This is a genomic window from Spiroplasma clarkii, assembly GCF_002795265.1.
Classification (GTDB): Bacteria; Bacillota_I; Bacilli_A; order Mycoplasmatales; family Mycoplasmataceae; genus Spiroplasma_A; species Spiroplasma_A clarkii.
Genome location: NZ_CP024870.1, coordinates 1,379,949 through 1,393,073, shown reverse-complemented (window position 1 = coordinate 1,393,073; position 13,125 = coordinate 1,379,949). Strand labels below are relative to the sequence as shown.

Annotated in this window: 7 protein-coding genes and 9 tRNA genes; 15 read left to right on the top strand and 1 reads right to left on the bottom strand. The window is 30.2% G+C overall.

All coding sequences use genetic code 4. The features are described 5' to 3' along the window. The first annotated feature begins 202 nt into the window (after window positions 1–202). The 9 genes from SCLAR_RS06270 to SCLAR_RS06230 all read left to right on the top strand — a co-directional run bounded on the left by SCLAR_RS06270 (window position 203) and on the right by SCLAR_RS06230 (window position 1,083). A tRNA-Arg gene (locus tag SCLAR_RS06270) sits at window positions 203–279 on the top strand. Window positions 280–337: 58 nt separating this feature from the next. Continuing rightward, a tRNA-Pro gene (locus SCLAR_RS06265) sits at window positions 338–414 on the top strand. A gap of 28 nt (window positions 415–442) precedes the next feature. After that, a tRNA-Ala gene (locus SCLAR_RS06260) sits at window positions 443–518 on the top strand. 5 nt (window positions 519–523) lie between these two features. Beyond that, a tRNA-Met gene (locus SCLAR_RS06255) sits at window positions 524–600 on the top strand. Window positions 601–613: 13 nt separating this feature from the next. After that, window positions 614–690: transfer RNA gene (locus tag SCLAR_RS06250), tRNA-Ile, on the top strand. A gap of 53 nt (window positions 691–743) precedes the next feature. After that, window positions 744–836 (top strand) — tRNA-Ser (locus tag SCLAR_RS06245). Between the two features lie 8 nt (window positions 837–844). Continuing rightward, window positions 845–920 (top strand) — tRNA-Met (locus SCLAR_RS06240). A 3-nt stretch (window positions 921–923) separates the two neighbouring features. After that, window positions 924–1,000: transfer RNA gene (locus tag SCLAR_RS06235), tRNA-Asp, on the top strand. 7 nt (window positions 1,001–1,007) lie between these two features. Beyond that, a tRNA-Phe gene (locus SCLAR_RS06230) sits at window positions 1,008–1,083 on the top strand. A gap of 118 nt (window positions 1,084–1,201) precedes the next feature. Here the strand turns inward: SCLAR_RS06230 and SCLAR_RS06225 are convergent. Further along, the gene (locus tag SCLAR_RS06225; protein WP_100255068.1) at window positions 1,202–2,482 is read right to left on the bottom strand and encodes a DUF2130 domain-containing protein; all 1,281 of its coding nucleotides are present in this window, start codon (window positions 2,480–2,482) and stop codon (window positions 1,202–1,204) included. A gap of 238 nt (window positions 2,483–2,720) precedes the next feature. Here SCLAR_RS06225 and SCLAR_RS06220 point away from each other — a divergent pair, with 238 nt between their 5' ends. The 6 genes from SCLAR_RS06220 (at window position 2,721) to SCLAR_RS06195 (ending at window position 12,988) form a co-directional block, all read left to right on the top strand. Then, window positions 2,721–3,437 (top strand): hypothetical protein, encoded by a 717-nt coding sequence (locus tag SCLAR_RS06220; protein ID WP_100255067.1) that lies wholly within the window; start codon window positions 2,721–2,723, stop codon window positions 3,435–3,437. Between the two features lie 95 nt (window positions 3,438–3,532). Next, complete coding sequence (locus SCLAR_RS06215; RefSeq protein WP_100255066.1) at window positions 3,533–5,194, top strand: hypothetical protein; 1,662 nt, start codon at window positions 3,533–3,535, stop codon at window positions 5,192–5,194. A gap of 98 nt (window positions 5,195–5,292) precedes the next feature. Further along, entirely contained in the window at window positions 5,293–6,936 is a 1,644-nt protein-coding gene (locus SCLAR_RS06210) for a lipoprotein (RefSeq protein WP_100255065.1), read from the top strand. A 95-nt stretch (window positions 6,937–7,031) separates the two neighbouring features. Then, window positions 7,032–11,105 carry an ABC transporter permease gene (locus tag SCLAR_RS06205; protein ID WP_100255064.1) on the top strand — a complete coding sequence of 1,358 codons (4,074 nt, stop codon included), beginning with the start codon at window positions 7,032–7,034 and terminating at the stop codon, window positions 11,103–11,105. A gap of 4 nt (window positions 11,106–11,109) precedes the next feature. After that, a complete protein-coding gene (locus SCLAR_RS06200; RefSeq protein ID WP_100255063.1) occupies window positions 11,110–12,147 on the top strand; it encodes a hypothetical protein in 1,038 nt (345 codons plus the stop codon). Between the two features lie 115 nt (window positions 12,148–12,262). Beyond that, window positions 12,263–12,988 (top strand): hypothetical protein, encoded by a 726-nt coding sequence (locus SCLAR_RS06195; RefSeq protein ID WP_100255062.1) that lies wholly within the window; start codon window positions 12,263–12,265, stop codon window positions 12,986–12,988. Window positions 12,989–13,125 lie beyond the last annotated feature (137 nt).

Genomic DNA, 13,125 nt, shown 5'->3' with positions numbered 1-13,125 from the left:
AATTAAAGTATAATATTTTATGTGCCTCAAATTCAATAAAAATAGAATTTGGCACACTTTATAATGTTTTTATAATAAAAAAAATAAAAATTTATATACAATTACCAGAATTTTGTTATAATAATAATTGTTGAATTTAGAAATATTCAGCAATTATTTAAAAAATGTATTATAATATCATTAGTTGTTATGTTTTAAACCTGCGCCCTTAGATCAATTGGATAGATCGTTTGACTACGGATCAAAAGGTTGGGGGTTCGAGTCCCTCAGGGCGCGCCATCATAGTAACAACTTATGAATACATGATACATAAGAACATCATTTATTCATACTTCATCGGGAAGTGGCTCAGTTTGGTAGAGCATTCGGTTTGGGACCGAAGGGTCGCAGGTTCGAATCCTGTCTTCCCGACCATTTATAATTTTATATTTTATTTATATATGGGCCCGTAGCTCAGCTGGGAGAGCACCTGCCTTGCACGCAGGGGGTCGACGGTTCGATCCCGTTCGGGTCCACCATATATGGCGGGGTAGCTCAGCTGGTTAGAGCGCTCGGCTCATACCCGGGAGGTCAAGAGTTCAAGTCTCTTCCCCGCTACCATATATTTTATTATGGACCTTTAGCTCAGTTGGTTAGAGCATCCGGCTCATAACCGGACGGTCATTGGTTCAAATCCAATAAGGTCCACCATAATTTGACTCTAGTTTATGCTGAATTATGTGGGCCAAGACAATTTAAATAACGGAAGATTACCCAAGTCTGGCTGAAGGGGTCGGTCTTGAAAACCGAGAGTCGGGGAAACCCGAGCGGGGGTTCGAATCCCTCATCTTCCGCCATTTATCATCGCGGGGTGGAGCAGTTGGTAGCTCGTCGGGCTCATAACCCGAAGGTCGTAGGTTCAAGTCCTGCCCCCGCAACCATGTGGCCCCATAGCGAAGTTGGTTATCGCGCCTCCCTGTCACGGAGGAGATCACGGGTTCGAGTCCCGTTGGGGTCGCCATTATTTTGGTTTTGTAGCTCAGTTGGTAGAGCAGTTGACTGAAGCTCAACGTGTCGGCGGTTCAATTCCGTCCAAAACCACCATTATTGAAACTGCAAGTGCACCAAGATTACTGGTGCATTATTGTTTATATAGGAAAAAACAAACCTGGTCATATAGACCAGGTTTTTACTTTCTTTAGTTGTTTTTAAAAATATAATATTAAATATTTAGACCTTCAATGAAACTTTTAATTAAACTAGTTCAATCACTTCTGATTTTTTCTCTAGCTTTTTTAATAGTTTCAACCTTGCTTAGGATTGAAGCTTCACTAGATTCAATTTTTTCAAATTGTTCTGCAAAGACCTTATTAACTCTTTGAAAAGTGCTTTCTCTTCATTTGTGGAACTCTTGCAGCTTATCTGAAATATCTTTATTTTTATATTTTTCATTAATTCTATTTTCAACTTTAATCATGTTTCTTAAAATATGACCTACAAAGGTAAAACTATCAGGGTCAGTTAAGTAGATGTTAGGACTAAAATCTGATACTTTAAAGGGAATTCCTCTATACTGATCATTAAAACTAGTAGCAACTAGAATCCCATATTTTGCTTCTCGACTTGCCATGTCTTCAACTAATTTTTTTTCTCACCCTTTTTGTCATTGTGCATTTTTAACTTCATAAACAATTTTTCCACAAATCATATCATTTTCTTTTACTGTTTGCAGGTAGTCAGCTTTTTGAACTTGATTTGTAATTTTTTCAATGACATCATCAACAAAAACCTTGCGTAATTCACCCTCAACTTCATGTTCAAAGTTTTCACCTTTTGTTTTGTTTTGAATAACTTTAAATTGAAGATTGGCTTTTTCAAGATCAGTTATTTGTTCTTTTAATTCATTGATTTTTTTATCTTTTTCTTCTTTAATAGCACTAGTTTCATTTAAAACAAGTTCTTTATGTTTACTTTCAGTTTGTTGAAGTTGAGACTGCAATTCTTTAATTTTTAATTGTAAATCACTCATCTGATCTTTTAATTCTAGTTCTTTTTTTTGAACTGCTGTGGTCTTGATTAAGTTTGCTTGCTCTTCTCAGTTTATTTTCTCTTGATTGAAGCTATTGACCTGATTTTGTAATTCATTTAATTCATTCTTTAACTCCATCTCTTTTTTTTGAACTGCCATAGTTTGAGCTAGTTTTGCCTGCTCTTGTAGAGCAGTTTTTTCTTGCTCTTTTTGGTTTTCCAAATTACTTAATTGGCTTTTTAACTCAGTTATTTGGGCAACATATTGATTTTCTATTGATTTTTCTGCCAATTCTATTGCTTGCTTTTGTTTTTGTTCAAATTCCCTAGTAAGTTGATTTTTAATCTCAGTTTTATATTCTAGTTCTTTTTGATTAAAAAACTCCTTTAAATGGGTTAAACTAGATTCACTCTGATTAAAATCTAGTTCAGTAATAGTTTGGTGACATTTGGGACATTGAAAACTTAATTCCATTCTAAAACCCCTTCCTTTTTAATTGTGTCAATCATGAAGCAAATTTAGGTTTATTCACTCAAAATCTATTCATCTAGACTAACAACTTGATTTTAACAAAGACTGCTAAAAGAATTAGCTAAACTTTAAAATTCTAAATCCATTAAAGGAGTGTTAATTTTAAAAAAACTAGCCGTATGTATTTACATTTATTTTTATTCGATATATAGTAACTTATGAGAGTTATAAGGGGAATAAAATGAAAAATTTTATATTATGTAAGAAATTTTTGTTGACTACAATCAATATTTCCTCGCTGCTTTATGTCTTAGTGGCAATTGCTGGGAATATTAACCAGCTATTCAACATAAGAATTAGTATTTTTGAAGGCTATTTTGCTGCAATTGTAAGTATTTTTTTAACATCTGCAGTTGTAATTTTTCTAATTATCCAAACTGCAAAAGTTTTAAGAATTATTGAACAAAATTCATTAATGATTAATATTTTAGCATGACAAAAATTAAATAAAAATATTTGAACAATAAGCAAAGTATTACCAACTCTAGTTTTATTTACAATAATTTATTTATCAACTTTCTTTGCTTTTAATGGGGTAAATCTAAGCTTTTCATTAGATGTTTTTGTGGTTTTAGCTATCACAATTGCTATTACCTTAATTTTGACTTCAGCAATCATGTACTTAACTGTGGCTTACTTAATTGGTAGAAACCACATTGAATTTTTAGAAGATGAAGTTGGTCTTTGTTTTTTATTGATTTCAAGTTTAGTTATTGAATGTAAAAAGGTTGAAACACAAAACAATGTTCAAAATAAAATTGTTGAAAATGAAAAAATTCAAATTTACATCAAAATTGTTAATGAACAACAAATTATGGTTATAAATTGAAACAAACAATTACGTCAAGTTATAAATAAAAAGGCGACTTTACCACCAATAATTCCTTATGTAATTTAAAACTTTATAAACAAAAAGATCTATTACAAATAACTTGTAATAGCAAAATAAAATTATATACAAGCAAATTTTTAAATTTAGGGGAATAAAAAATTATGAAAAAATTATTAGGATTATTAGCCGCAACGGGATTAGTGGCTACAAGTGGTATTACAGCTGTGGTTAGCTGTGGTACTAATGATATTTATAGTAAACCAGATGGAGCATTTAAATTATCAACAAATAAATTTGATATTCACAATTCAACTTCATATTCAAAAGGAGTTGCAATTGAAAATTATAGTATTTTAAATGATGAGGCATTGCCATCATTATTTGAATATTCAGAACCAAATATAATTGAAGTTTCACTTAATAAAGCGCAAAAATCATTAATATTTAGAGTTTTAGAGGCAAATGAGGAGTTAATTGATAAAACTATCACTATCACAATTAAGCAAGCTCAGAACAAACATTCACAAACTGTTGAAGCAACAATTAAAAATCTTACAGAAACTGAGTTTGCATTAGAAAGTAATGATGTTGAATTTAACTCAAACACAATAAATGTCATCAAAATATCAAACTTTGATATTTTACCAGACAATACATATTATCCTTCTACTGTAAGTTTTGATACTCCAGATTTTGCATCGGCAGAAATTGATTTACCAAATAAAGAAATCATTGTAAGAACAAATGGAAAAGCTACAAATAATTTAACACTAACAGTTAGTGATGAAAATAACAATGTCACTAGAAATGTCAAAGTTAAAATTATTAAACAGATAATAGATTTAGGTTCAGATGATGCAGACTATGAAACAAGAATTCTAGCTGGCAATATGAAAGATGGAGTAATTATCCCTGACCAAGTACTTGGTCAGGATGATAGTTATGTAATAACAAAGGAATCTATTATTACATCATTCAATATTGCAAATAACTTAAATTTAACATTAGAGGATATTGATATTAATGTGGTTGATACCGATTTTGAAGGTAAAGGTATGGGTTCTGTTTGAGAAATTAGTTCAAAGAGTAGCTCAGTTACAGGATCAATTGAAGTAATTACAAATCGAGAAATTGCCCCTTCTTCTATTATGAATAAATGAGATGTAGGAGAAGTAAGAATATTTGAAGAGTATTATGATGATCTTGAAGAAATTCTTGAAGCAAATCCTGAATCTGATACAAGACCTCTTGCTCTAATAGCACAGCTTTTAGAAAATGTTGGCTCAAGAAATAAATCAATGGAATATTTAAAACCAATATTTTTTGCACCTCTTGGATTGGCTGAGTCATTGCGTATGAGTTTTGAGTCAAGAATGAGCAAAACAAGCTTTAAGTTAGCATTTCAAGAATTTGGAGGGATTTTTGTAAAAGAAGATTTAGAGTTTACATTCACTTTTGTAAAAGAAGATCGTATTACTTTCTTAGATGGTTGAGATAGTAAAAGTAAGGTTGAAGTTGATCGTGATCTATTAGATGGTGGAATGTTTGATGTTGAAAAACGTGAAGTAATTCAACAAAAGGTTTATGATGAATTAATGTCAGAGGATTTTAGACAAAAGGTGGGATTTGCAACATTTAAAGAGTTTACTAGAATTAAAAAAGCACGTCAGGATTACTACTTTGATATCTTACCTGGTTCTAGTTCACTTTATGGACATGATGCACTTGCATATGGATTTTTCATAGCATCTCAAGATAAAAAATATGAACCAAAAGATAAAAAATATATAGATGCTATAAATATAAGATTTGATATTTTTTAAAGTATAATAATAGAGCAATTAATTAGATTTTAAGTGATGTAAAAATCTATTAGATTTGCAAATTTTAATAATTAAAATAAAGAAATGGAAGTAATGAAATGAAAAAATTATTAGAAATTTTAGCGGCCACAAGTTTGGTTGCAACAACAGGAGTTACAAGCGTTGTGGCTTGTAACAATAGTGGTCAATACAATAACCCAAAAGGGGCATTTAAATTAGCAACATCAAGTTTTGAAATGGATGCTAAAAATCCAAGAGAAGTTGGAATTGAAAACTTTAATATTTTAGATAAAAGTTCATACCCAACAATTCAAGAGAATGTTGATGACTATAAAAACTTTTTAGCTGTTAATCTAGATGAAACAGCAGGAGTTTTAGTCTTCACCTTAATTCAAGATGATTTTCTTGGAGATCTTCAAGTTAAATTAGCATCACAGAATGGTTTTACTGCCACAATTAATATTAAAGTTGTCGAAGCAGTTGTTGAAACAGAGTTTACTTTAGCAAGTACAAATTTAACTTTACAAACCAATGCAATTGTAAAACTTAGAATTACTAATTTTAACTATCTTGCAACTGAAAATTGACCAAGCACAATTACATTTAATAAAGAAAATTTGGCAACTGCATCAATTGATACAGCAACCAAAGAAATTATTATTAGAACAAATAAAGATGCAAGTACTGATTTGACGATGAATGTTGTTTCAAAAAACTCAAATCACAGTGTCTTAGTGCAATTAAAAATAAACCAAAGAACAATTGACTTGGAAAATGACAATTTTGTCACAAATATTTTAGCAGGAAACATGAACAATCAGCTGATTGATCCTACTATAGCAATTGGTAAACCACAAACTGTGGTTTCTGATGAATCAGTTCTTGACTCATTTAATTTAATGAATAATTTAAATTTATCACCTCAAGATGTCACAATCAAACAAAATGGCGGAACAAATGGGATTGGAAAAATAGTGACATTAGCCGCTCAAAGTAATGCTAAAAATATTAAAGGAACTATGAGTTTAGTTTTAAATCAAGATGTTGATGTTAATGACTTGTTCATAAACAAAAATATTGGAGATGTAAAATTGACAAAAGGTACTTTCGAAAGACTGCAAGAGGTAATGGCGGACCCTGATGGTAGAACTGCCTTGGCCTCAATGATTTTTGAAAATATAGGAGCTCGAAATAAAATTTTTGAGTATTTAAAAACCAATGTTTTAACAGATCCAAGTGCAGCATTTAAAATTTTAGGAGGAAATATGCAAATTTCCTCATACACAATTAATGAGTTTCCATCATTTTGTATTCTAACTTCAACTAAACCTTTAGTATTTAACCTAAGATTTAGTTTAGAAGATCGTTTGAGTTTCAGAGATGCTGTTAAAGATATTACAGTCACCCATAAAATTACAAAAGCTGATTATGAGGCTGCCTTAACAAATCGTCAAGCAGCTCAAACTGCTGTGAAGATTATTTATCAAAATCTAAATGAAGATTTTAAAAAAACAGTGTCATTAGAGCACTTTACTGAGTATGCTAGGTTCATTGACAATGAAGATTTCCCTGGTTTATCAATTATTCCAGGTTCAAATATTTTGTATGGACATGATGCAATAGCATGGTTTTTAATGATTAAAGGCTCAATTGAAGATTTTGAAGATGAAAACTTTGAGAACTCAAAATATAACTTTGATGGAGAATTAGGGGTTTATGATTTAAGTAAATTTATTGAATAACAAGAGACAATAAAATTCACTTTAAGTTAATTTTATTTGTTTAAACTATTGCTGACTACTTTAGGAAGCAAAATATATATTTAGGAGGAAAATTGATGAGCCAACAAAGACCATTCTTTAAAAATGCTTTTAAAAACTTAATAAAAAATAAAATTCAACTAGTGGCAATAATTATTTTGGTTTTTATAACTTCATTTATTTTTACACTAGCATATACCTCTTCATCAAGAATTAATCGCTCGTACCAAAACTTTGCTTCACCAGCTGCAAGTAATTTACATGATTTTGTAGTAGACTTAAATGCTACTTCTTACATAAATAATTATAATGCTGATGATTTTAAAGGAATTTCAAACCAAGAAGTGCGAAACAACTTATTATTAAGTTACTTACAAAATCAACTAGCTTCAAAAACAGAAAGCTTTACTTTTGATCGAGTTGAAGCGCGAAACTTTGGTTTGAGTTCAGGAAAAACTTTAAAAGTTTTTGCCTTGAACCCTGAACAAAATATTGACCGAGTTGTAGTGACTAAGGGAATGGAACTTACTTCTTGAAAACAATATAGCTTAGCAAGTAATGATTATACTAAAAAATGAGTTTACGTTAATCAACAATTTGCTGAAGCAAACAATATCAAAATAAACGATGTTATTCGTTTACAAGATGATGATTATGGAACTTCAATTAAAGTTAAGGATTCAGAATACAAACCAGTTGACACTAGCTTGTTTGATAATATGGATATCAACTATATTATTAATAAAACTGAATATGCAAGTCAAAACTGGTTTCAAGTTGTTGGTTATGCTACAAGTGTTGACTTTGCAACCCCAATTGTAGATCAAACCAAACCATTACCAAACACTACAAATGAAGCATTAGTCTATGTTAGTCCCAAAAATTTTGGGTTAAAATACAGTTATTTAGATGTGGTGGCTTCAAGTGATGAAGGCATTAAAAAAATTGCTGACAATGACAAGATGGTTAATACCCAAAATACTCGAATTTGATACACCAATGGAGATCTTGCCAGTGAAGAAACTTTGAAGTTAAGTTCAGATAAAGAAAAAGAAATTTATTATGTTGGTAAATTCAACAACCAAGTGGATGTTGATGTGGCAGCAAAAACAATTAACAGTTATTTAACTGACCTAGATCAAGCAAAAAAAATTTGTTTACATGCTGGATTTGTCAATGTGGTGAATCCACAACAAAATTTAGTAACTCTACAAGGTAGTTTAGACTATCGTTATGGTCAAAGAACAACATTGTTGCAAACTACAATTGTGGCTTACCAAGTTTTTAGTTACATAATTATTGGTGTGGTAATGTCAATTGGTGTGGTAATGCTTGTAGTTATGTTAAATAACCAAATTAAAAAAAGTTTTGGTCAAATGGGAGTTTTAACAGCCCTAGGTTATAAAAAGTCGTCACTAATATGATCTAATAGTTTATATCCATTATTTATTACCTTTACTGGTGGACTTGGTGGTTTTTTAGTGGGATTAGTTTGTCAAGGTATCGTTATTAATATCATTAACAGGTACTTTGCAGTAGCAATGCAGCCCTTTACCTTTACCTGAGAGACATTGTTTGTGACTTTGTTTGGGATTTTTGTTTTCTTAGAGTTAATTACTCTGACAGTTTATTTCTCAGTTTTAAATTCAACCTCACCCTTAAAAATGATAAACTATGAGAACCATAGTGCTACTAATCGTTTCAAGTTAGCAGTTAAAAAAATCTTTACTCGTCGTAAAAGTTTTAATGCTCGTTTTCAAGGAGCAATGCTATCAAGTTCAATTGCCAAACTTGTAGCTGTTTTTAATGTTATGTTAGTTGCCACAGGTTTACTAACAATTGGATCATTGTTAAGTGTCATCTTAACTGAAAATAAGGCTAAATTATATACAGGAAATAACTTTGATAATTTAGTTGAATATGAAAGTCCAGTTTATAACAGTCCTGTTAGTTTTTACAAAACTTATGACCCCACAGCACCACAATTAGATTTTCAAAATTTATCAAGTTCACAATTAATTGATATGTATGTGCAAAATCAAATTTCAGCGCAAGCATATAGTGCTGATACAAATTTAGCAACTTTAGGTAACATGACTTATAAAAGTTTTGGAATTGATTTTTTAAAGAACCCCAATCTAACAATTGGTACAGGTCAAGCAGTTAATAGTAGTTATTACAAAGCAATTGCAATAAACTTATGACAAGATTTAACAGCATATGGTTTAGATACATATTGAGACAAAAATCAATTTGTTGAATTATTAAACAGCAATACACTAGCCAAAGAAAGGGTTGAGGATTTAGAAAAAATCAGACTCTTTTATTTAAAATATAAAAATACAATTGGTATTGCTCGTAGCTTTTGAAGACCAGACTACATTAGTGGAACTATCCTATCACAACAAAATCCAGCATACTTAAGTCGAGCAGATGCAGGAGATTTTCAAAGAACCATTCAATTAAATAATGATGGTTCAATTAAATCTAATGTCAACTTCAATGATTCACTTTATAACTATATTGATGAAGGAGTTAGCGATACTGCTTTTAGACTAAAAAGAATTGAAATTATGGTACCAATTTATAATTGATTTGTAGCTATGTTTTTCAACAATTTACAACAAGCCTTCTTACAAGGAATTTACTCTGCTTCACCACATTTAATCCAAGACCGGATAACTGCAGAATTTGACAAAGAAGTTGGTAACTTCACTATTGGTTTTAATTTAATTCCTTATAGTGCAACCACTGATGATTTAGGAGTTTATTTTGCTGGTGCAACCCATGGTCAAACTTTAAAAATTTATGGGATTGCAGCAGATCACAAAAACCAACAGTTAGTTTCTGCTAAGGGTGAAGATTTAAAACCGAAATTATTTGCTAATGATACAAAAAATGCTATTGTCATTAATCAAAGTTTAGCAAAAAGGTTACATACCAAAGTTGGTGATGAACTTGATATTGATAATGTTTTAAAAGCATTAAAACATCAAGGAGAAGAAATCCAAGTTGACAGTTGAGACACACAACAGTTAAAAGCCCAAGATAGTGCAGGATTCACTAGTTCTAAAAACCTTTATAACAATTCTTTATTAGAAACTCATTCTAATCCAAGTGATTGATTAAATACACAAATCAATGAAACAGGAGGAGTTTATCATTCTCAAGCAGACCCAACCGCAGCAAACCAAACTGCACCAAATGCTATGAGTCAAAAAGTTGACAATGGTGAAGTTACTTTGGGAACAAAAACTGTAACTCAAACTTATAAAGTTGTGGGAATTCATGACCAATATGGTGAAAATAAAGCTTGAATTAATAATGATTTAGCAAAAAGTATTGCTGGGTTTGATCAAACCCAAGCTAAACTATTTGAAGTCTTTAAAAAAGAATGAGAAAAGCCTCAAAAGCAAAGTGATACTGATAGTGAATTTATAAGTAAAATGAATGATCCAGATTTTGATTTTCAAGCATTTAAAGAATGAACTGAGAGTGAACAGTATTCAAAATATTACACTTTGTTTACAAATGAATATCCTCTCTTTAATTACAAAACTTCTCAAAATAGTGATTTTTTAGATATCTCAGCAGGAGTTAGTACAACCCAAGTCTTTGGAGACTTTTCAATGTACGGTTTAAATGGAGGTACTTCATCAAACAATAAAGTTTATTCAGGTTATGCTAAGGCTGCAATTGAAAATGCTTTACAAATTGATGAAGCTTTAAAAGTGATGAGTAGAATTAACCTAACAGTTAATAGTATCATTTACTTTATCATACTAATTGCTTTGGTACTAAGTGCAGTAATTATTTTATTGATTATTAACTTGGTTATTGCTCAAAATGCAAAAGTAATTGCAGCTATGAAAATTTTAGGTTATAAAGAAGGTTATTTAGCAAAACTCTTTATTGGTACCTACATTCCAATAGTGGTGTTAGCTTCAGTAATTGGGTTTGTGGTTGGTTGGTTATCGTTAACCTTGATGCTAACCTCAATTACCAATGTTGTAGTTTTACCATTTACTTTCCAATGATGATTTATTTTACCAGGAATTTTAGTGGCTTGAATATTGTATGCTATTAGTGTTTCAATGTCTTGAGGATCATTAAAAAGAATTAGTCCTTTATTGGCAATTCAAGGAGGTTAAAAAGATGCAAAAATGATTTAAAAAATATCTAGTTTTTTTACAAGGAATTAGTCTTATGGTTGGAGTCAGCCAGGTAGTTGGTTGCGATTTCAGTGATGACTTTTATCGCCCTGACCCAATTTTGCCAATCAGCAAAACAGGATTTGCTAATGTTAGTCTTGATAAAATTGATATTGAAAGATATTCATACAATGTAGATTTATTACATGATTTAGATAAAATCTTGGTCCAAGCAGATTATGATTTACAAAATCTTGATTATCAAGTAAGTAAAGATGGTACTGCAATAACTATGGATGCAGATTTATTTCGCAATGGTAACTACCAGTTTATAATTACCAACAAACAAAATAGTTCTGATCAAATTATTGCTAACTTAACAATTTCAAATTCCAAACATCTTGCAGATAACTTTAGGGTGACACAATTAGGAGCAATTTTTGACTATCGTCCAAAAAGTATTTTAACTGCCTTAATGGAAAAAAACCTAAATTCTTTAGGGAAAATTACTGAGATTGCTGAACAACTTACTGCAGTTGACAATTATGAATATAACTATAATGAAAAAGGTGAAGTAATTGGTGCTACTTTAGCAGTTGATGATGTGGTCCCACAAGAAATTCCTACTAGTTTTTATGGTAGTTTAAATTTAGGATTTTCTGCAAGTGGTGAACCTGTATCTCCAACAGGAACTTGAGGAATTAAACTTGACCAACTAGTTGGAGAGTTAGAAACTGATTTAGCAACAGTGGATAAAAATGATACTTATTCTATTTTGATGTATTTAATTACTCGCAACTTAGGTTTGTACAATTACTTAGGAGTTCTAATCAATGATTTAGATTTAATAACTGTCCAACCTAGTGTAGGGGAAAATAGTAAATATGAGGTTACTTTTAAAACCAAACCATATGAATGACAAAATAGACCTCTAACACCAAAGGAACAAAATGCTGAGTATGATAATTTTGCTCACTATTTAAATGATAGTGATGGAATTACAATTACTTTTAGTTATTTTAATTTTAAAAAGCAATTGTAAAATTGCTTTTTTATTTTTGAAGTTTTGAAAGCAAGAGAGATTAAAACCTTGATTCTAATGGAGTTGCATTTCACATAAAAGTAGGCTAAACTCATAGTGATGAACGAGGTGTGTTATGAGTAAGTCTAAAAATTTTAATTTGCTTTGAAATTGTTTGATAATTTGTATTGTTTTTCATTACACAATTTCATTTATAAATAGAATCCATACTTTAACACCATTGAGTGATTACTTTACTTATGTAAGCAGTTACCCAATGCTGCTTTTCCTTTTTGATACTCTAACTGTTTATTTACTGCTAACTTGCTCTGTGAGTTTTATGCAAATGCTAGATAAAAATCTACTAACAAATAAAAACTTACATTGAGTTTTAAAGTTTAATAATTTAAATTTGATTTTCAAGCTAATTCAATTAACAATTCCCTTTGTACTTTTTAAATCACTAGATACTTACTTTTTCTTAAAATACTACTTGTCAACTTCACTCACAGATGTGTACTACACTTGTTTAGCTGTAATGGTTATGGTGGTGTCAATTGTTTCCTTTCTTTATGTTGCATGTCTAACATTTTCATATCATAAACTTGTAATAACCCAAGATTGTGAAGTTGATTACTTATTTTTTAATATTTATAAAAAACTATTTTACTTAGCAATCTTAATTTTTGATTTTAAAAATTATGAAACTGAATTTGAGAAAAAAATTAATTACTTTATTAAAAAGACAAGTACAAATTATTTAATACGATTTACTTTAATTAAGTCTAATTTTTTAATTAATGTTAGAAAGTCAACAACTCCTCCACTAGTTGTTGAGGTTGAGAACATAAATAATTTTTAAAGCAAATTTTATTTTTACAGAGATCACAAATTGAAAGTGTGTGAATTTTTTGTAATTTTAAATACGACATTAATCAAAACTATAAATTTTTATCAGCAAAAAATAAGTTGATTGAAATTGCCAAAAAACAATTTCAA